At 66.4% G+C, this 19,480-nt stretch carries 16 protein-coding genes; 10 read left to right on the top strand and 6 right to left on the bottom strand.

The features are described from left to right. The first annotated feature begins 261 nt into the window (after positions 1–261). Positions 262–867, top strand: a complete 606-nt coding sequence (locus ACZ5TO_RS13710; protein ID WP_184146107.1) for a DUF6656 family protein — start codon at positions 262–264, stop codon at positions 865–867. On the opposite strand, the gene ACZ5TO_RS13705 is transcribed toward ACZ5TO_RS13710, so the two are convergent. After that, positions 868–1,929: a diguanylate cyclase domain-containing protein gene (locus ACZ5TO_RS13705; RefSeq protein ID WP_184146120.1), complete on the bottom strand. Its 1,062-nt coding sequence runs from the start codon at positions 1,927–1,929 to the stop codon at positions 868–870. 152 nt (positions 1,930–2,081) lie between these two features. Here ACZ5TO_RS13705 and ACZ5TO_RS13700 point away from each other — a divergent pair, with 152 nt between their 5' ends. Continuing rightward, positions 2,082–3,056 carry an L-threonylcarbamoyladenylate synthase gene (locus ACZ5TO_RS13700; RefSeq protein ID WP_464798464.1) on the top strand — a complete coding sequence of 325 codons (975 nt, stop codon included), beginning with the start codon at positions 2,082–2,084 and terminating at the stop codon, positions 3,054–3,056. A gap of 11 nt (positions 3,057–3,067) precedes the next feature. After that, the gene (locus ACZ5TO_RS13695) at positions 3,068–4,498 is read left to right on the top strand and encodes an FAD-binding oxidoreductase (protein WP_464798463.1); all 1,431 of its coding nucleotides are present in this window, start codon (positions 3,068–3,070) and stop codon (positions 4,496–4,498) included. A gap of 9 nt (positions 4,499–4,507) precedes the next feature. Here the strand turns inward: ACZ5TO_RS13695 and ACZ5TO_RS13690 are convergent, their stop codons facing one another. Further along, positions 4,508–6,835 carry a DUF1217 domain-containing protein gene (locus tag ACZ5TO_RS13690; RefSeq protein ID WP_464798462.1) on the bottom strand — a complete coding sequence of 776 codons (2,328 nt, stop codon included), beginning with the start codon at positions 6,833–6,835 and terminating at the stop codon, positions 4,508–4,510. 271 nt (positions 6,836–7,106) lie between these two features. Between ACZ5TO_RS13690 and ACZ5TO_RS13685 the strand changes: the two genes are divergently transcribed. Next, positions 7,107–7,670, top strand: coding sequence for a DUF6101 family protein (locus tag ACZ5TO_RS13685; RefSeq protein WP_184146131.1), 564 nt, complete (start codon positions 7,107–7,109; stop codon positions 7,668–7,670). 65 nt (positions 7,671–7,735) lie between these two features. Here the strand turns inward: ACZ5TO_RS13685 and ubiA are convergent, their stop codons facing one another. The 4 genes from ubiA to ACZ5TO_RS13665 form a co-directional block, all read right to left on the bottom strand. Continuing rightward, a complete protein-coding gene (gene ubiA, locus ACZ5TO_RS13680) occupies positions 7,736–8,689 on the bottom strand; it encodes a 4-hydroxybenzoate octaprenyltransferase (RefSeq protein ID WP_464798461.1) in 954 nt (317 codons plus the stop codon). A 57-nt stretch (positions 8,690–8,746) separates the two neighbouring features. After that, the gene (locus tag ACZ5TO_RS13675; RefSeq protein ID WP_464800395.1) at positions 8,747–9,526 is read right to left on the bottom strand and encodes a MipA/OmpV family protein; all 780 of its coding nucleotides are present in this window, start codon (positions 9,524–9,526) and stop codon (positions 8,747–8,749) included. Positions 9,527–9,690: 164 nt separating this feature from the next. Then, positions 9,691–10,443: a TerC family protein gene (locus ACZ5TO_RS13670; protein ID WP_464798460.1), complete on the bottom strand. Its 753-nt coding sequence runs from the start codon at positions 10,441–10,443 to the stop codon at positions 9,691–9,693. Positions 10,444–10,537: 94 nt separating this feature from the next. Then, positions 10,538–11,254 (bottom strand): TetR/AcrR family transcriptional regulator, encoded by a 717-nt coding sequence (locus ACZ5TO_RS13665; protein ID WP_464798459.1) that lies wholly within the window; start codon positions 11,252–11,254, stop codon positions 10,538–10,540. A 121-nt stretch (positions 11,255–11,375) separates the two neighbouring features. Between ACZ5TO_RS13665 and ACZ5TO_RS13660 the strand changes: the two genes are divergently transcribed. The 6 genes from ACZ5TO_RS13660 to xylA all read left to right on the top strand — a co-directional run bounded on the left by ACZ5TO_RS13660 (position 11,376) and on the right by xylA (position 19,388). After that, positions 11,376–12,563, top strand: coding sequence for an HlyD family secretion protein (locus tag ACZ5TO_RS13660; protein ID WP_464798458.1), 1,188 nt, complete (start codon positions 11,376–11,378; stop codon positions 12,561–12,563). Between the two features lie 77 nt (positions 12,564–12,640). Next, a complete protein-coding gene (locus tag ACZ5TO_RS13655; RefSeq protein WP_184146148.1) occupies positions 12,641–14,236 on the top strand; it encodes a DHA2 family efflux MFS transporter permease subunit in 1,596 nt (531 codons plus the stop codon). A gap of 84 nt (positions 14,237–14,320) precedes the next feature. Then, complete coding sequence (locus ACZ5TO_RS13650) at positions 14,321–15,436, top strand: metallophosphoesterase (protein ID WP_464798457.1); 1,116 nt, start codon at positions 14,321–14,323, stop codon at positions 15,434–15,436. An 84-nt stretch (positions 15,437–15,520) separates the two neighbouring features. Further along, complete coding sequence (locus tag ACZ5TO_RS13645) at positions 15,521–16,585, top strand: LacI family DNA-binding transcriptional regulator (protein WP_464798456.1); 1,065 nt, start codon at positions 15,521–15,523, stop codon at positions 16,583–16,585. A 10-nt stretch (positions 16,586–16,595) separates the two neighbouring features. After that, positions 16,596–18,050, top strand: a complete 1,455-nt coding sequence (gene xylB, locus ACZ5TO_RS13640) for a xylulokinase (RefSeq protein WP_464798455.1) — start codon at positions 16,596–16,598, stop codon at positions 18,048–18,050. A gap of 27 nt (positions 18,051–18,077) precedes the next feature. Then, the gene (xylA, locus tag ACZ5TO_RS13635; RefSeq protein WP_464798454.1) at positions 18,078–19,388 is read left to right on the top strand and encodes a xylose isomerase; all 1,311 of its coding nucleotides are present in this window, start codon (positions 18,078–18,080) and stop codon (positions 19,386–19,388) included. The last annotated feature ends 92 nt before the right edge of the window (positions 19,389–19,480 follow it).

Genomic DNA, 19,480 nt, shown 5'->3' with positions numbered 1-19,480 from the left:
ACATGCCGTTCCAAGTTGACGACAGGGGAAAAGAGGAAATTCCGCAATGATGGTATAAATAATACAATAGGAACAATGGTTTGGGAAAAGACGCCCAACGGAAAGACTGCGCAGCCCGCCTGAAGCGGCGGCTTTCATGCCTTTGTCATATTGCGACCTTGCCGCCCCCGCGCGAAGAAGCGGGAGGTGCACGGAAAGGAATGTTTAACGGCGTTTGCTTAAACTTCGACGCATCAGGGCACGAGCATAAGGTCCGGTCAGGTGCAGCAGACGAAGTTCCGATATTACGACGCCGTCGCCTACAAGCGCACCAACCAGCCGAAAGCCGCAGCCCATACGGAGTTCCTGCGCACCGGCCGCATCGACCGCAGCCCGACCTGGAGCCCCAGCGAGAAGCGCTACCTCACCTATCAGGAGGTCGCCGAGCGCACGGGCCGCAAGCTGGAGCGGGCCGGCAGCATCACCCATGAGCGCATCAACGGCTTCCACCATTCCATCCAGTTCCCCAGGCTGATCTTCCATCGCACGCTCGCCCAGACGCCGCATCTCGGCTATTGCCACATCACGGTGGCCAATTCGCGCTTCGCCGAGTTCGAGAATGTGCAATGGGCCTTCTACATGGCCAATTTCCTCGCCGAGATCGGCGAGGGGGAGCAGTTCTTCGCCGGCATCTCGACGAAGCCGGGCCGCATGTATTTCGCCGTCGCCATCGCGCCGACCGAGGAGGAAGGGCGCCTGACGATCGACCGCAAGGTGCGCGGCAACGGCGTGATCTTCCGCACCGACGACCCGAAGCTCGCCATGAAGAACGTGCTGATGCTCGGCACGCGCAACGAGGCGCTGCGCAAGATCATCAGCGCGCTCTGATCAGGACGCCCTGTAGATCATCCATTCCTTGCCGGCCGGCACCTCGTCGCCGCGGCCGTAGACGACGATCTGGTCGCCGCCGGCGCCCTTGGCCTCCATCAGCGCCCGCTCGCAGGCGGCCGAAAGGTCGAAGGCGCTGTCGGCCCTGTCCGACATGCAGGCGCCCGCCGAGAGCGTCAGGTGCCCGAGGTTGCGGCCGGTGCGCGGATCGCGCAGCGCGACCGTCTGGAAGGCGGCGCGCAGGAGATCGACAAGCCGCGTCACCTCGCTCTCCTCCGCCGTGTGGAACAGGAAGCCGAAGCGCAGCCCGTCGAAGCGCACGGCAAGCGCGCTTGATGGAAACGCCTGGCGGATGAGGTTGCCGTAGAAGGTGACGAGATGGTCCGACAGGGCCTCGATCTGGCCGGGCGAGAATCGCCGCTCCGCATCCACTTCGGCGATGACGACGCCGCAGAGCATCGGCAGTTCCGCATTGGCATAGACGCGGGCGAGCGCCTTGTTGAAGGCGCGGCGGTTGCCGAGCTTCGTCGGCGGATCGACGAACTTCATCGCCTCGAATTCCGCCATCTCCTTCTGGATGCCGTCCATGACGGCCGATTGCGCGGCCACCTTCTCGGCCATCTCGGCCGTGTGGGTGACGCGCAGCTCCGTCGCGCGCTGCAGGGCTTCGAGCGAGCTGCCGAGCGCGCCCTCATCGCCTGCGGCATTGCGGATAACCTGCGAGGCCTCGCCGATGAGGCGGCCGTAATCGGTGAGCGAGGAGCGCTCCTGGGTGAGCAGGTCCATGAAATTGCTCATCTCGCTGCTGATGGCGCCGGCCGAGCGCTGCAGCACGCTCGCCTCGTGCTGGTGGGGCAGGTACTTGCGGCCGAGCTCGTCGAGCGCGGCCTGCGTCTTGTACTTGCCGAGCGCGATGAAGTCGCGCACGAGATCGGGATTGCAGCCGGCATAGGCCTCGTAGACCAGCTCGTAGTTGCGCGGCAGGCCATCGATGCCCATCTGCCTCATGGCTGTCGCAACGCGGAGCGCGATGTCTGTCGTCGAGGATTTCTTGTTCGCCATCTCGGGAAACCTGCCTTCGGATTTTCCCGAGCCATAGCAGCCGCCGCTTTCGGCCGCTCTAATCCGGTCGGTCGCATTTTAGGCAATCGCTCAAGCCTTGGCATTTTCCGCCAAAGGGCTGTAAAGGAGACGCCAGACGAAGGACGAACGGCATGGCAGACATCGTGGATACGCGGACGGACCCTGAGGCGGCGCTGGCGCGCGCCACGGAGGCGCTCGGCCGCGGCGTGCCGGTCGCCATTCCCACCGAGACGGTCTACGGCCTTTCCGCCGACGCCACCAATCCGCAGGCGATCGCCCGCATCTACGAGATGAAGGGCCGGCCGCGCTTCAACCCGCTGATCTGCCACATGGCGGACCTTGCCATGGCGGAGCGGCACGCCGTCCTCGACCCGCTCTCCCGCAAGATCGCCGAGGCCTTCTGGCCCGGGCCCCTGACGCTGGTGCTGCCGATCCGGGCCGAAAGCGCCATCCACCCGCTGGCACGTGCCGGGCTCGACACGGTCGGCGTGCGCGTGCCGACCGGCTTTGCAAGCCGGCTGCTGTCCGCCTTCGGCCGGCCGCTGGCAGCCCCCAGCGCCAACACGTCCGGGCGCATCAGCCCCACCACCGCCCGCCATGTCGCGGACGATTTCGGCGACCGGCTGGAACTGGTGCTCGATGCCGGCCCGGCCGTCGTCGGGCTCGAATCGACCATCCTGCGCGTCGAGGGCGAGACGATCCGCCTGCTGCGGCCGGGCGGCCTCGACCTTGAAGCCGTCGAACGCCTGACGGGCCGGCCCGTCATCCGCAACGAGAAGGCGGGCGCCGCTATCGAGGCGCCCGGCATGCTCGCCTCGCATTATGCGCCCGACGCCCCGGTGCGGCTGGAGGCGCGGGACGTGCGCCCTGGCGAGGTGCTGATCCGCTTCGGCGGCACGGCGCTGCCCGGCGAGAAGGACGCCGCGCTGGTGCTCGACCTCAGCCCCGCCGGCGACCTTGCCGAGGCCGCGGCCAATCTCTTCGGCTACATGAAACGGGCCGACGCCCTCGGCGCCGCCTCCATCGCCTTTTCGCCCATCCCGGCCGTGGGCCTCGGCGAAGCGATCAACGACCGCCTGCAACGCGCCGCCGCCCCGCGCGGCTGAAAGGTAAAGCCATGGTCCAGGCGATGCTTTCCCCCGATCTCATCGCCCGCTTTTGCGCGATCACCGGCCCCGCCCATGCGCTGACGGAAGCGCAGGACATCGCGCCCTACCTCGTCGAAAGCCGCGGGCTCTACCACGGCACCTCGCCGCTGGTGCTGCGGCCGGGCTCGGTCGAGGAGGTCTCGAAGATTCTCGCGCTCGCCACCGAGACGCGCACCGCCATCGTGCCGCAGGGCGGCAATACCGGCCATGTCGGCGGCAGTGTGCCGCGCGAGGGGGCGATGGACGCCGTGCTCTCGCTTTCGCGCCTCAACCGCATCCGCGACGTCGATCCGGTCGGCAACGTGATCGTCGCGGACGGCGGCTGCGTGCTCGCCGATATCCAGGCGGCGGCCGAGAATGTCGGGCGGCTGTTTCCGCTCTCGCTGGGCTCGGAAGGCTCCTGCCAGATCGGCGGCAACCTTTCCACCAATGCCGGCGGCACCGCGGTGCTCTCCTACGGCAACATGCGCCATCTCTGCCTCGGCCTCGAAGTCGTGCTGCCGACGGGCGAGGTGTGGAACGGCCTCAGGCGCCTCAAGAAGGACAATACGGGCTATGACCTGCGCGACCTCTTCATCGGCGCGGAAGGCACGCTCGGCGTCATCACCGGCGCGGTGCTGAAGCTCTTTCCACAGCCGCTCGGCCACGAGGTCGCCTTTGCCGGCCTCAAATCGGTGAAGGACGCGCTCGCCCTCTTCGAGCGCGCGTCGAGCCGCTGCGGCCCGGCGCTCACCGGCTTCGAGCTGATGCCGCGCCTCGGCGTCGATTTCACCACGCGCCACATTCCGGGCGTGCGCGATCCGCTCGCCACCCGGCACGACTGGTACGTGCTGATCGACATCTCCACCTCGGACGCGGCCGACACGGCGGCGCGCATGATGGAGGCCGTGCTTGCGGACGGCATGGAGGCAGGCCTCATCGAAAACGCCGTCATCGCCGCGAGCGAGGAGCAGCGCAAGGCCCTCTGGCACATGCGCGAAAGCATGTCGCCGGCGCAGAAGCCGGAGGGCGGCTCGATCAAGCACGACGTCTCCGTGCCGGTCTCGGCCATTCCCGATTTCATGGCGAAGGCCGATGCGGCGGTGACGGCGGCGATCCCCGGCGCGCGCATCTGCTCCTTCGGCCACATGGGCGACGGCAACATCCACTACAACATCTCCCAGCCCGTCGGCGCGGACAGGAAGGCGTTCCTCGCCCGCTGGCAGGAGATCAACCACATCGTCCACGGCATCGTGCTTTCCTTCGGCGGCTCGATCTCCGCCGAGCACGGCATCGGCCAGTTGAAGCGAGACGAGCTGGCGGAGATCCGCGAACCGATCGAGATGGACCTGATGGGCCGGATCAAGCGCGCCTTCGATCCGGCCGGCATCATGAACCCCGGCAAGGTCGTGCGCGCCTGAAAGGCGGCCTCAGCTTCCGCCGGTGCGAAGCTGCGCCAGCGACATCATCAGGTCCGCGCTGATGCCGGCCGAGCCGGAATCGGCGGAGAGGATGGAGACGGCCGGGTCGCTGGTGGTGTCGTTGTTGAGGTCGTAGAGCACGGAGAACTTGACGATCATCTTGGAGACCTTTTCCGGGTCCTGCAGATCGGCAAGGTCGAGGTGGCGCTTGATCATGTCGGCCTGCGCATCGATATCGGCGCTGCCGATCTCGTCCGGCAGCGAATAGACCACCTTGAAGACCTCGAAGAGCGCATCGTCGGCGAGGATATCGTAGGGGCTGGTGACCGTATCGGCCTTGCGCTGGAAATAGAGCGCGAGGCGCACGCCGGCATTGTCCTCGCCGGCCTCCTCCTCCAGCTTCTGGCGCACATAGCCGTCGAGCGTCTCGTAAACGCCGCGGCGTGACTGGACCTGCGCATCCTTCGGCTGCTCGACGAGGCCGTCGGCGTTGAAGTTGAACGAGGCGACGATCTTGCGGTACGAACGGTCCGCCTGCTGGTTGACGAAGCTCTTCGGATCGTCGAGGTCGGACGTGAAGATCTTCTTCATGAACTCGGTGTCGACGCTCTCCGGATCGATGTCGTTGGCCGTCAGCACGAAATCGACGAGGCGCTTGTCGGCAAGGAAGTCCGAGACGGAATCGATCTTCTGCATCTGGACGGTGTAATATTTCGCCTCTTCCTCGGCCTTCGTCTTGTCGTCATCCGTTCCGAAACGGGACTTCTCCGTCACATAGGCGCGCGACATGGCGAGGATCTCGGATTCGGCCTGCGCCAGCTTGGGCTCGGCGATCTTGCCGTCCGACCCGAAATTGAACGCCTTGGCAAGCTCCACGTAGCGCTCGTCGTGAAGCTGGTACACGTAGCTCTTCGGGTCGTTGAGGTCGCTCTTCAGCACGTTCTTGATGGTGAGCGCGGAAACCTTGTCCGGATCGAGGCCGTAGGCCTTCAACGCGAAGTCGTAGACGGTCGCTTCGTCCACGAAATCCTGGACTGTGGTCACGGCACCGATCTGCCCCTTGAAGCGGTTGACGGCAAGCTCGTCCGCCTCGTCGTCCTTGTCGTTGTAGTGGGAGGAGTAGAGGCTGGCGGTGGCCGAGGTCTGGGCGGCGGTCTGCGCCGGCGTGCCGGCCGGAAGCGTGCCGTCCTCCTCGAAGTTGAAGGCCGCGCGCAGCGCCACATAGGCTTCCTTGTCCGCGCCGCCGAACATGTTGATGTAGCTCTTCGGATTGTTCGGGTCGGGGTCGCTGGTCATGATGTTGCGCAGGGTGAAGCTGGTGACCGACACCTTGTCGAGCCCGTAGGCGGCCTTGAGGTAGGAGACGACCCGCTCGTCGGCGATGAGCGCGTTCGCCGTCGTGACGCTTCCCACCACGCTCTTGAAATGCTCCTGGTTGAGCTGCGCGGCCGCCGAGGTCACGCGCGGATTGGAGAGCGTGTAGAGGTCGTTCGTGTTCTGCTTCTGCGTGGCGTTCTGCACCGTGCCGGCCGTCGCGGTGCCGTCGGTGTTGAAATTGTAGGCCTCGGCGAGCGAGCGGTATTTCTGGACATTGGCGACGATCGCGCTCTGCCGGGTGATCTCCGCCTTCAGTTCGGCGATGCGCGCCTTGTTGGCGTCGTTGGATTCGAGGCCCGAAAGCTCGGTCGTCGCCGTCTGGATGGCCGCCTCTGCCGCCGTCTGCCGGCCGGCGAACTGCGTGTTGAAATAGCTTGCCGGATCGTCGAGGTCGCTCGTCAGCACGCCCTTGAGCGTCTGGCGCGAATAGGTATTCGGGTCGATGTCGAAGGCCGTCAGCATGTAGTTGCGCAGCCGGTCGTTGTTGAGGAGCTGGTCGGCGCTGGTCACCTTGTCGATGACGATGTCGTAGTAGCGCGTCTCCTCCTTGATCTGCGCGCCGGCATTGGCGGCGGTGGCGGAATAGAGGCCGATGATCTCGTCGAGCTGCACCTCGGTCTGCGCCGAGGGCGTTGCGGCGGTAAAGGCGAAGGCATTGGCGAAATCGCGGTAGCGCGTGTCGGTGAGCTGGTTGGCGAAGCTGTTGGCGTCGGACATGTCGCTATCCAGCACCTTGCGCATGAAGGCCTTGGCGTAGATCATGTCCTCCAGGCCATAGGCCTTCATGGCGTAGGAATAGAGCCGGTAGTCGTCGAGGAACTCGTCCACCGTGGCGACCTTGCCGATGTTCTCCTTGTAATAGTCCGCCTCGCGCTGGTTGACCGCCTCGCTGCCCGTGCGGTTCAGCGACTTCAACATGTCCTTCGTGATGAGGTTGTAGCTCGTATAGGTGGACAGCATCGGGACTCTTCCTTCGGATCATCGGCAAGCCGATCTTCGTCCATTCTCGCGCGCGAGGCTTGTCCCGGCCTTTCCCGCTGCCCGCCCTTCCGTTCACCTCTTCGAAACCCTAGCCCGTGCGGTTTTGCTAACCATCAGGAACTGCAAAGTTTTCTTAACCGCGATTTTTAAGCGGCCTGGAAGGGAGGGCGCCTAATCTCACGCTCAGAGGACGCAAAGTCCCGATGAGAAGATCGCAAAGCGGCTCTCAAGGAAAACAAGGGCGAAAGACATGCTGAATACCGTTTCCAAGCCGGCATGGGCCGGCAACACGCTAAGGCTCGATCCCAAGCGCTTTCCGCAGCAGGTGACGTTCGAGCTGAGGATGGAAGGAACCGACGCCACCATCACCCTCGACGAGCGCGGCGCCGTCCTGCGCAAGGTCCTGCCTTCCAGCGGCCTGCCGCTTTCCATCGCGCTTCCGGCCCGGGCCTTCAAGGGCGTCGCCGCCCGCGCCATCGACCATGGCAACGGCGAAGTGACCGTGACGCTGGAACTGCACCACGACGACCCGGACCTCTGCATCCCGCTGCTCGTCGCCCATGACCTGTGCGACATCGCCGCAGACTGGCGGAGCTGGTCGGACGCCTACCGCATTCCCATGCTGATGGTGGAAGCCGACGGCATCGCCCGTCCGCTCGACGACCACCTCGCCGTCGGCAGCCGCCCCACCCGGCCGCGCCGCCGCCATTCCTACTTCGCGGACCGCCGCCCCCGCTTCCTCGTGCGCCGCACGACCGGCAAGCTCGGCGTCCAGATGAAGATCGACGGCCGGGAGATCATCGCCCGCCGTTGAGCCTGCGATGAAAGCATGACCTCCGGAAAGCCGGCCGTTCCCTGCGGCCGGCTTTTCGTTTGCCCTCAGGCGAAGAAGAGGGCGAGCACCAGCGCCAGGAAGATGGCGAAGCCGACGACGTGGTTGAACTTGAAGAGCGCGAGGCACTGCACCGGATCGTCGATGTCGAGCGTGCGGACCTGCCAGGCGAACATCAGCGCGGCGGCGGCAAGGCCGAGCCAGGCGAGGATGCCGACGCCGGCAAGCCAGAAGGAAAGCGCCATCAGCACCACCGTCAGCCCGTAGAGGCCGACGAGCCATTGCCGCGTCCTCTCGCCGAAGAGGCGGGCGGTGGAGCGCACGCCGATCAGGGCGTCGTCCTCCTTGTCCTGGTGGGCGTAGATCGTATCGTAGCCGATCGTCCAGGCGATGGCGCCGACGTAGAGCGCCACGGGCGCGAGCGAAAGGCTGGCGAATTCGGCCGCCCAGCCCATCAGCGCGCCCCAGGAAAAGGCCATGCCGAGGAAGAACTGCGGCCAGTCGGTGAAGCGCTTGGCGAAGGGATAGACCGCGACGATTACAAGCGAGGCGATGCCGAGGCCGATGGTGAAGAGATTGAACTGCAGCAGCACGGCAAGGCCGACGAGCGCCTGCAGCCCCATGAAGATCTTGGCCTGCCGGCGCGTGACGCGGCCCGACGGAAGGGGACGCGAGCGGGTGCGCGCCACCGCCTGGTCGATATCGTGGTCGACGAGGTCGTTATAGGTGCAGCCGGCCCCGCGCATGGCGACGGCGCCGAGGAAGAACAGCAGGAGATGGCCGACAAGGCGCGTCCAGTCGAAGCTGCCGGCCGCTGCGGCGACATTGGCGGCGAGCGCCGCCGACCACAGGCAGGGCCAGAGAAGAAGCTGCCAGCCGATCGGCCGGTCCCAGCGGGCAAGCTGCGCATAGGGCCAGATGCCGCGCGGCAGGACGCGGTAGACCCAGTTGTCGGACGGCGCATCGGAAACGCGGCCGGAATCGGAGGAGGTGCTGATCATGCACCTAGATCGCAAGCGGCCGCGCCCCGGTCAAGCCGGCACGCGGCCGCAGGCCGTTCAGGGCACGGTGAAACCGAAGCGATAGGTCGCGGCAACGCCGATGAGGGTCTGGTCGCGGTCGCCGCGCTGCTTGACGAGGCTCGAATCGGCTGCGGGGCCCATGAGGCGCTTGTATTCGGCGAAGGCGATCGTCTCGATGTTTTCGCTCACCTGCCAGGTGATCGCCGCGCCGACGCCGACCGAATGGAGGCCGCCGGACGGATCGTAGGCGGCAAGGCCGGAGGCCGCCACCTGGCTCGGCTTCACGCCGTAATAGGCCTGCATGTAGTCCTTCGAGGCGAGCGTCATGCGCGGGCCGGCCGAAACGCGCACGTTCGGCGCTACATCGACGAAGGCGTCAGCCGCGATATCGGCGACGACGCCGTCATGGCTGCGGATGCCGCGGCGCACTTCGCCGCGCACGCGCAGGAAATCCGTCGGGTAGACTTCCGCAAAGCCGCCGAGCTCGCCGCCGAACTTCACCGGCGTCAAGCCCTTGAGATCGGCCGAATCGTCCTCGTCGCGCGGCATGATGAGCTTGCCCGTCGCGCCAGCCCGGAAGGCGCCGCTGTCGATGAGTGCGAAGGACGGGTTGTCGTTGCGCGAGGAGAAGCGGACCGCGCTGCCCGCCTTGCCGAGCGAGATCAGCGGCGTGATCTGGAAGAGATGCCCTTTCGAGCCCTCGTAGCGCGGCGCGGAAAAGCCGGCGGCGCCGACCTTCAGATACCAGTCGCCGGACCAGAAGTAATCGCCCGCAAGGGCGGGAACGGGCGCAAGAAGGAGGGCGGCCGCAGTCATTGCGGTCGATCGACGGATACTCAAGACACAATCCTCGTTTTACCGGACGACCCGCCGCGGGCCGCCGAAAGCTCTGATTGCGTAAATTTAGCCCTCTTTCGTTACCGTTCCGCTAACCATCGCCTGCACGGAGACGCCCGCGATTCGCGGGCGCTCCCTTTCCCTCAATGCCCGCCCGTGCCCTTGTTTTTCTGCCTTGCATTGCGGGAGAACATGTTCAGCACCTCGACGAGCGCCGAGAAGGCCATGGCGGCGTAGACGTAGCCTTTGGGCACATGGAAGCCCATGCCCTCGGCGATCAGCGTCGTGCCGATCATCAGGAGGAAGGCGAGCGCCAGCATGACGATCGTCGGGTTCTTCTCGATGAAGTTGGCAAGGGGCGTCGCGGCCACCAGCATGACCGTGACGGCGGCGAGCACCGCGACCACCATGATCGGCAGGTGCGGCGTCATGCCGACGGCGGTGATGATGCTGTCGATGGAGAAGACGAGGTCGAGCAGCAGGATCTGGCCGATGGCGGCGGCAAAGCTCGTGGTGACGGCGCCGCCGACCATGTCCTCCTTGTGGTCGATCGGATCGACATTGTGGTGGATCTCCTTCGTCGCCTTCCAGACGAGGAAGAGGCCGCCGGCAATCAGGATCATGTCCTTCCACGAGAAGCCGTGGCCGAAGGCGGTGAAGACCGGCGTCGTCAACTGGACGATCCAGGCGATGGTGCCGAGCAGCAGGAGGCGCATGACGAGCGCCAGCCCGATGCCGATGCGGCGGGCCTGGACCCGGTGTTCGGCGGGCAGCTTGTTCGTCAGGATCGAGATGAAGATGAGGTTGTCGATGCCGAGGACGACTTCCATCACGACGAGCGTGACGAGCGCGATCCACGCGGCGGGGTCCTGCATGAGCGCAAGAAGGCTGTCCATCCGGTCTCCTCTCCCTGAATACGGTGCTGGAATGGGCTTTCCGTATGTATGGAGAATCCGCCGTCTGGCAAGACGGGCAGGCCGCGCCTGCCGCTTATTTCACGAATTCGTCATCGACCGCGGGTGTTTGCGCCTTCGCGCCGTAGGCGGCGAGGAAGACGCGGATGGCGGAGGTGACGTTCTTCTCGATCGCCGCTGCGGTCGGCACCTCCTCCATGGCGCCGAAGATGCGCGGCTTGAAGAGCCCGACGGTCGTCAATTCGATGAACTGCTTGGCGGCCTGCACGGTGTCGTCGCACACGACGGTGCCCTCGGTCACCTGGCGGTCGAGATAGGCCTGCAGCACCGAGACGGGATTGATCGGCGTCGCGGTGAAGAAGCGGCTACAGAGCATCGGCAGGCGATGGTTGGCGGCGATCACCATGCGCATGGCGCGGATGGTGTGGTCCGCCGTCATGTGGGTGGCGAAGAGCGTGCCGAATTCCCACAGGGTCTCTGCGATGGGCTTGCGGCTGTCGAGCGCATGGCGCACCGTCTCGGTGATCCGCCCGCGCTCGCGCTCGATCATGTAGCCGAACAGGTCTTCCTTGTTCTCGAAGTAGACGTAGATCGTGCCCTTGGAGACACCCGCGGCCCGCGTGATGTCGTTCATGCTGGCCGCTTCGAAACCCTGCTCCATGAACACGCGTTTCGCCCCGTCGAGGATCTGTTCGCGTTTTGCCGGATCCTCGCCGGCGACGCGGCGGCCCGTATGCGGGATGGCCAACGTGTCTTCCGTCGTGTGCATTTCGCTGCCCGTGTCTGAAACCATGTCTCAACTATTTCGAACCACCCGGTTCGATTTCACTTGATATGCGCGAGAAAGAGAGCTATGTCAAATCGAACCGAACGGTTCAGTTCGGAATTTTATCACAAAGTATGGTGGCAAGCCAATGTCGACTTCCCATGGCGCCGGCACGGCGAAGGTTCGTCCGGTCAATGATGATTTTGAAGCCGAAACCGCCGAGGCCCGGCCGGTGACGACCGCGGAGGCGACCCCTGCCACCGCCGCCGTCGCGGAACCGGAGAAGAAGAAGGGCGGCCGCCGCATGGCGCTGCCGATCCTCGCCGTGGCGCTGCTCGCCGCCGGCGGCTGGTACGGCTACCAATGGTGGACGAACGGCCGCTTCATGATCTCCACGGACGACGCCTATATCGAGGGCGACATCGCCTCCATCTCGCCGAAGGTCTCCGGCTATGTCGCGGCGGTGAACGTCGTCGCCAACCAGACGGTCAAGGCCGGCGATCCGCTCGTCACCCTCGACGACGGCGACTATCGCCTCGCCAAGGAGCAGGCCGCGGCGCAGATCGCCACCCAGAAGCTCGCGCTCGACCGCATCGACGCGCAGATCGAGGGGGCCCGCGCCAGCCTTGCGCAGGCCGAGGCCCAGAAGACGGCCTACCAGGCCGCCCTCAGCGGCGCGGAAGTCGCCGAGAAGCGCGCCAAGGAACTGAACGTCAAGGCCGTCGGCACCGCCGCCTCGCTCGACAGCGCGACCGTCGCGCTCGACCAGGCCAAGGCCAACCTCGTCGGGGCCGATGCCAATATCGTCGCCGCCAAGGCGAATATCGCCGTGCTCCAGGCGCAGCGTACGGAGGCCGAAAGCGGCATCCGCACGTTGGAGCTGGCGCTTGCCAAGGCGGACCGCGACCTCGGCTTCACCGTGCTGAAGGCGCCCTATGACGGCGTCGTCGGCAATATCTCGGTACAGGTCGGCGACCTCGTCTCGGCCGGCCAGCGCCTTGCCGCGCTCGTTCCGGTGAAGGGCCTCTATATCGAGGCGAACTTCAAGGAGACGCAGATCGCCCATCTCGTTCCCGGCTCGAAGGTGCACCTGCATGTCGATGCCTACGAGGACGACGACATCGTCGGCACGGTCCAGTCCATCGCGCCGGCCTCCGGCTCGGTCTTCTCGCTGCTGCCGGCGGAGAACGCCACGGGCAACTTCACCAAGGTCACGCAGCGCGTGCCGGTCCGCATCGCGATCCCGAAGGACGCGCTGGAGACGGGCAAGCTCCGGGCCGGGCTCTCCGTGGTCGTCGACGTCGACAGCCGCACGGCGCCGGCCGACGCGAACTAAAGGCATTATCGTTTCACCGCATCTGCAGGCCGGCACCAGCGCCGCCTGCAGGGTGCACCAGACAAGGAGCGCGGGCCATGGCGGCGACCGCTCGAATGACTGCCGGCGCGCTTGCCGCAGCGCCGGCCCATGCCGACCGGGTTCCCACCCGGCGCGTCATCGCGTTCTTCGCGATGGTCTTCGGCATGTTCATGTCGATCCTCGACATTCAGATCGTCTCGGCCTCGCTCTCGGAAATCCAGGCGGGTCTCGGCGCGGGGGCGGATGAGATCGCCTGGGTGCAGACCTCCTATCTCATCGCCGAAGTCATCATGATCCCGCTGTCGGGCACCCTTGCGCGCATCGTCTCGACGCGCATCCTGTTCAGCTTCTCCGCCGCCGGCTTCACCCTCGCCAGCGCCCTTGCCGCGACCGCCACGAACATCGACCAGATGATCGTCTACCGCGCCATCCAGGGTTTCATCGGCGGGGGCATGATCCCCTCGGTCTTCGCGGCCGCCTTCACCATCTTCCCGCCCTCCAAGCGTTCCGTCGTCTCGCCGATGATCGGCCTCGTCGCGACGCTCGCCCCCACCATCGGCCCGACGGTCGGCGGCTATCTCAGCCACGCCTTCTCCTGGCACTGGCTGTTCCTCGTCAACATCATCCCCGGCATCATCGTCACGGTCGTCACCTTCAACCTCATCGATTTCGACAAGCCGGAATTCAGCCTCCTGAAGCGCTTCGACTGGTGGGGCCTCGCCTCCATGGCGGTCTTCCTGGGCTCGCTCGAATACGTGCTGGAAGAGGGCAACAACAAGGACTGGTTCTCCGACGAGCATATCGTCCTCGGCTCGCTGGCCGTGGCGATCGGGGCCATCGTCTTCTTCTGGCGCGCCTTCAAGGTGCCGTTCCCGGTGGTGGACCTGCGCGCGTTTGCCGACCGCAACTTCGCCTTCGGCTCCATCTTCTCCTTCGCCATGGGCATCGGCCTCTACGGCCTCACCTATATCTATCCGCTCTTCCTCGCCCATGTGCGCGGCTACGATGCGCTGATGATCGGCGAGACCATGTTCGTCTCGGGCCTTGCCATGTTCTGCACGGCGCCGATCGCCGGCATGATGTCGTCCAGGCTCGATCCGCGCATCATGATGATGATCGGCTTTGCCGGCTTTGCGCTCGGCACTTGGCTGATGACGCAACTCACGGCCGACTGGGATTTCTACGAGCTCTTCATTCCGCAGGTCCTGCGCGGCTGCTCGCTGATGATCTGCATGGTGCCGATCAACAACGTGGCCCTCGGTACGCTGCCGCCCGACCGCATCCGCAATGCGTCCGGCCTCTTCAACCTGACGCGCAACCTCGGCGGCGCCGTCGGCCTTGCGATCATCAACACGATCCTGACCCAGCGCACGCAGGAGCATTACCTGCGCCTGTCCGAGCATGTGCAGTGGGGCAATCCCGAGGCGCTGGAGCGGCTGCGCAGCATGGCCGGCAACTTCACCGCCCACGGCCTCGACGGCCCCACCATCGCCATCAAGAAGATGGCCGGCATGGTGCATCAGCAGGCCTATATCATGTCGCTCATCGACATCTTCCTGCTGCTGACGGTCCTCTTCGGCGGGCTCGTCGTCTGCGTGCTCGCGATCCGCAAGCCGCAGTCCGGCATGGGCGGGGGCGGCGGCGGGCACTGACCGCCTGCCTCCGGCAACCTCTTGCGGGTGCATCGATTCTTCCGCCACAATGGCGGAAGCCCATCGATGCCCCGGGAGATATCCTTGCCGCCCACACCCACCCGCCGCCATTTCCTCGCCGCCGCCGGCGGCCTCGGCCTGTCGCTTGCCCTTCCCGGCCTTCCGGGCCGGGCCGCGGGGCGGCCGGCAACGGATGCGACCTTCCTCTTTTCCAGCGACGTGCATGCCTGCCTCGTTTCGGCCGACGGGCTCAGCCCGGGCTGCGAGGCGGAGGGCAAGACCGATGCGGCGCTGCTGCGGCATGTCGCGGCGGTGAACGGCCTTGCCGGGCAGGCCTGGCCGGCGGAGATCGGCGGCAAGCGGACCGGCCTTGCGGGCGCGGGCACGGCCATCGTGCCGCCTCTCGGCCTCGTCATCGGCGGGGACCTGACGGACGACGGCGGCGGGCAGGTGAAGGTGCCGGGCGAGGGGCGCCAGCTCCAGCAATATTCCAGCCGCTACCAGCAGGGCGTCGGCCCCGACCGCGTGCACTATCCGGTCTATAGCGGCCTCGGCAATCACGACCTCGACCAGGATGGCGTGAAGCCGCATGTCGACTGGTATCGCCGGGAGCTGCGCGACTATGTCGAATTGAACCATCGCTCCACCGTCTTCTACAAGGCGCCCGTGCCGGTGGGGAACTACGACATCGATTCGGACAATTATTCGTGGGACTGGGGCGGGCTGCACCTCATCCAGCTCCAGCGCTTCGGCGGCGACGACAGGAAGGGCGCCATCAGCGGGCTTCCCTGGCTGCAGCAGGACCTTGCGACCTATGCCGCCGACGGCCGCCCCGTCGTGCTCTTCCAGCACTACGGCTGGGATTCCTTCTCCACGGAGCACTGGGACCCGGCCGCCGAGACCTTCGACCCGAAGGGCAGCGGCCCGGCGCACTGGTGGACCGATGCCGAGCGCGCCGGACTGCTGGCCGCCCTCAAGGGCTACAACGTGGTCGGCATCTTCCACGGCCACGAGCACCCGACGCCGATGATCTATGCCAGCGAAGGCTACGACCTCTTCAAGCCCGTCGCGGCCTATATGGGCGGCTTCGCGCTCGTGCGCATCACCGATTCCTTCATGGACGTCGTGCTTGGCGAGGCTGGCGAAAATCCCGGCGAAGCCGCCTTCACGAACGCCTTCAGCAAGCGCTTCAAGACCTGAAAAAAACGTCCGCCGGCTTCCGGCCGGTAATTTCTGATTTACGTACATCAGAAATTCCTCTAAGGGTCTGCGCACGGAGGAGCGATGAGACCCACGGTTCACGATATTGCCGACAAGGCGGGCGTCAGCCTCGCCACGGTCGACCGCGTCCTCAACGGTCGGCCGGGCGTGCGCGCCGTCACGCGCGCCAAGGTCGAGGCGGCGATCGCAGCGCTCGGCTATGTGCGCGACGTGGCGGCGGCGAACCTTGCCAAGAGCCGTATCTACCCGCTCGTCTTCATCCTGCCGGAGGGCGACAATCCCTTCATGCGGGAACTCGAAGCGGAAGTGCGCCGCGCGGGCCTGCATTCGGCCGCCGAGCGCACGCAGCTTTCCGTCGTCACGGTTCCCGCCTTCGATGCCGCCGCGCTCGCCGCCGCCATCGACGCGGCGGTCTCGGAGAATGTCTCCGGCATCGCCGCCGTCGCGGTGGACGGGCCCGAGGTCTTCTCCGCCATCGAGCGGGCGCGGGCGGCGGGCGTTCCCTTCGTAACGCTGGTCTCCGACCTTGCAGGCTCGGCCCGCGATCATTTCATCGGCGTCGACAACATCGCCGCCGGCCGCACGGCGGGCAGCCTCATGGGGCGTTTCCTCGCCACCCGGCCCGGCCCCGTCGCGGTGCTTGCCGGCTCCATGCGCGTGCGCGACCATGGCGAGCGCCTCGAAGGCTTCCTTGCCGCCATGTCGGCCATGCCCGTCGCCCGGGCCATCCTGCCGGTGCTGGAAGGCCAGGACGATCCGGACCTCTCCTTCTCGCTGATCGCCGAGTGTCTTGCGGAGGTGCCGGACCTTGCCGGCCTCTACAGCCTCGGCGCCGGCAACCGCGGCCTCATCCGGGCGCTTGCCGCCGCGGGGCGCACCGATGTCTGCGTCATCGCCCACGAATTGACGGCCGAGACGCACGCCGGGCTGGAAAACGGCCTCGTCGACGCCGTGCTCAACCAGGATGCCGGCCACGAGGTGCGCAGCGCCGTCCGCGTGCTGCGCGCCAAGGCGGACGGCCTGCCGGTCAACGCCGCGCAGGAGCGCATCCGCCTCGATATCTTCATCCGGGACAATCTGCCGGCCGAACCGGACGCAGTTGACCCATCCGCCGCTGGCGGCAACTAGGGAGAACGTGATGTATCTCGGGATCGACCTCGGCACCTCGGGCGTCAAGGCCATGCTGATCGACGCCGACCAGAAGGTCGTCGGCTCGGCCTCCAGCCGCGAGGTGGCGACCAGCCGCCCGCATCCCGGCTGGTCGGAGCAGGACCCGGCCGACTGGATCCGCGCCACGGAGGAGGCCGTCGCCGGCCTGCGCGCCGCTCACCCGGCGGCCTTCGCCGCCGTGCGCGGCATCGGCCTTTCCGGCCACATGCACGGGGCAACGCTCATCGATGCGGACGACGCCGTGCTGCGCCCCTGCATCATGTGGAACGACACGCGCAGCCACAAGGAGGCCGCCGCGCTCGATGCCGATCCGCGCTTCCGCAGGATCACCGGCAACATCGTCTTCCCCGGCTTCACGGCGCCGAAGCTCGCCTGGGTGAAGGCCAACGAGCCAACCGTCTTCGCCAAGGTCCGCCGCGTCCTGCTGCCGAAGGATTTCCTGCGTCTCTGGCTGGCTGGCGAGCATCTTTCGGAAATGTCGGATTCGGCCGGCACGTCCTGGCTCGATACCGGCGCGCGCAAATGGTCCGCCGAACTCCTCGCCGCGACCGATCTGGATGAAAGCCAGATGCCGGGCCTCGTGGAAGGCACGGAACCTGGCGGCATCCTCCGGCCGGCGCTCGCTTCCGCCTGGGGGCTTGGGGAGGGCGTCGTCATCGCCGGCGGGGCGGGGGACAATGCGGCCTCGGCCTGCGGCATGGGCACGGTGCGCGAGGGCGCGGCCTTCGTCTCGCTCGGCACCTCCGGCGTGCTCTTCGCCGCCAATGCCCGCTACCTGCCGAACCCGGAAAGCGCCGTCCACGCCTTCTGCCACGCGCTGCCCGAGACCTGGCACCAGATGGGCGTCATCCTTTCGGCGACCGATGCGCTCAACTGGCATTCGCGCGTCACCGGCACGTCCGCCGCCGACCTGACGGCGGAGCTGGGCGAGGGGCTGAAGGCGCCGTCGAGCGTCACCTTCCTGCCCTATCTTTCCGGTGAGCGCACGCCGCACAACGACGCCGCCATCCGCGGAGCCTTCCTCGGCCTCGGCCATGAGAGCGGGCGCGCGGTGCTGACGCAGGCCGTGCTGGAGGGCGTTTCCTTCGCCCTTCGCGACAATCTCGAAGCACTGAAATCCGCCGGCACGAGGCTCTCGCGCGTCACCGCCATCGGCGGCGGCTCGCGCTCGCACTACTGGCTGAAATCCATCGCCACGGCGCTGAACCTGCCTGTCGACCTGCCGGCGGACGGCGATTTCGGCGCGGCCTTCGGCGCCGCCCGCCTCGGCCTCATCGCCGCCACGGGCGCGAACCCGGCCGAGGTGCTGACCGCGCCGGCGACGGCCGAAACCATCGAACCGGAAGCGGCCCTGACGGCCGCCTACGAGGACGCCTACCAGCGCTACCGCCGCCTCTACCCGGCGATCCGCGCCGCCTACTGATCAACGACAATCCAAGAGGAGACATCCATGGCCACCGGCTTCTTCGGCGATATCGCCAAGATCAAATACGAAGGTCCCGAGAGCACCAATCCGCTCGCCTTCCGCCACTACAATCCCGACGAGATCGTCGCGGGCAAGCGCATGGAGGATCACCTGCGCTTCGCCGTCGCCTACTGGCACACCTTCGTCTGGCCGGGCGGCGACCCCTTCGGCGGGCAGACCTTCCAGCGCCCGTGGTTCGAGGACACGATGAAGGCCGCCAAGCTGAAGGCCGACGTCGCCTTCGAATTCTTCCAGCTCCTCGGCGTGCCGTTCTACTGCTTCCACGATGCGGACGTGCGGCCGGAAGGCAGGGACTTCGTCGAGAACACGAAGAACCTCAACGAGATCGTCGACTACTTTGCCGAAAAGCAGGCCGCAACGGGCGTGAAGCTCCTCTGGGGCACCGCGAACCTTTTCTCGAACCGCCGCTACATGGGCGGCGCGGCCACCAACCCCGATCCGGAGGTCTTCGCCTTCGCCGCCGCGACGGTGAAGACCTGCATCGACGCCACGCAGCGCCTCGGCGGCGACAACTACGTGCTCTGGGGCGGCCGCGAAGGCTACGAGACCCTGCTCAACACGAATATCGGCCAGGAGCTCGACCAGCTCGGCCGCTTCGTCAACATGGTCGTCGAATACAAGCACAAGATCGGCTTTTCGGGCGCGATCCTCATCGAGCCCAAGCCGCAGGAGCCGACCAAGCACCAGTACGACTTCGACGTCGCGACGGTCTACGGCTTCCTCAAGAAGTACGGCCTCGAGAACGAGGTGAAGGTCAATATCGAGCAGGGCCATGCGATCCTCGCCGGCCATTCCTTCGAGCATGAGCTGGCGCTCGCCAACGCGCTCGGCATCTTTGGCTCCATCGACATGAACCGCAACGACTACCAGTCCGGCTGGGATACCGACCAGTTCCCGAACAACGTGCCGGAAATGGCGCTGGCCTACTACCAGGTGCTGGCCGGCGGCGGCTTCACGACGGGCGGCACCAACTTCGACGCCAAGCTGCGCCGCCAGTCGACCGATCCGGCCGATCTCCTCATCGCCCATATCGGCGGCATGGATTGCTGCGCGCGCGGCGTGAAGGCGGCCGCGAAGATGATCGAGGACAAGGCCCTTTCCGGCCCGCTCGCCGAGCGCTACGCCGGCTGGCAGACGCCCGAGGCGCAGAAAATCCTCGCCGGCGGCTCCTCGCTGGAGGCGCTGGAAGCCCATGTGCTGAAGAACAGCGTCAACCCCGAGCCCCGCTCCGGCCGGCAGGAGTTTCTGGAAAACGTGGTCAACCGCTACGTCTGAGCGGTATTCGCGACATCGGGAGAGGGCGCCTTCGGGCGCCCTTTTTCGTTGCGGGGTCTCCACTTCGCTGTCTCGCTCACCTGCCCCACTTT

The organism is Shinella sp. Sh6 (genome assembly GCF_055392685.1).
The sequence above is the reverse complement of the archived record's forward strand: the minus strand, read 5'-3'. Positions and strand labels throughout refer to the sequence as shown.

Coding starts and splice junctions, on each gene's coding strand:
- ACZ5TO_RS13705 (WP_184146120.1), bottom strand. CDS start 1,929: ATGGCGAACAAGAAATCCTCGACGACAGACATCGCGCTCCGCGTTGCG.
- ACZ5TO_RS13700 (WP_464798464.1), top strand. CDS start 2,082: ATGGCAGACATCGTGGATACGCGGACGGACCCTGAGGCGGCGCTGGCG.
- ACZ5TO_RS13695 (WP_464798463.1), top strand. CDS start 3,068: ATGGTCCAGGCGATGCTTTCCCCCGATCTCATCGCCCGCTTTTGCGCG.
- ACZ5TO_RS13690 (WP_464798462.1), bottom strand. CDS start 6,835: ATGCTGTCCACCTATACGAGCTACAACCTCATCACGAAGGACATGTTG.
- ACZ5TO_RS13685 (WP_184146131.1), top strand. CDS start 7,107: ATGCTGAATACCGTTTCCAAGCCGGCATGGGCCGGCAACACGCTAAGG.
- ubiA (WP_464798461.1), bottom strand. CDS start 8,689: ATGATCAGCACCTCCTCCGATTCCGGCCGCGTTTCCGATGCGCCGTCC.
- ACZ5TO_RS13675 (WP_464800395.1), bottom strand. CDS start 9,526: ATGACTGCGGCCGCCCTCCTTCTTGCGCCCGTTCCCGCCCTTGCGGGC.
- ACZ5TO_RS13670 (WP_464798460.1), bottom strand. CDS start 10,443: ATGGACAGCCTTCTTGCGCTCATGCAGGACCCCGCCGCGTGGATCGCG.
- ACZ5TO_RS13665 (WP_464798459.1), bottom strand. CDS start 11,254: ATGGTTTCAGACACGGGCAGCGAAATGCACACGACGGAAGACACGTTG.
- ACZ5TO_RS13660 (WP_464798458.1), top strand. CDS start 11,376: ATGTCGACTTCCCATGGCGCCGGCACGGCGAAGGTTCGTCCGGTCAAT.
- ACZ5TO_RS13655 (WP_184146148.1), top strand. CDS start 12,641: ATGGCGGCGACCGCTCGAATGACTGCCGGCGCGCTTGCCGCAGCGCCG.
- ACZ5TO_RS13645 (WP_464798456.1), top strand. CDS start 15,521: ATGAGACCCACGGTTCACGATATTGCCGACAAGGCGGGCGTCAGCCTC.
- xylB (WP_464798455.1), top strand. CDS start 16,596: ATGTATCTCGGGATCGACCTCGGCACCTCGGGCGTCAAGGCCATGCTG.
- xylA (WP_464798454.1), top strand. CDS start 18,078: ATGGCCACCGGCTTCTTCGGCGATATCGCCAAGATCAAATACGAAGGT.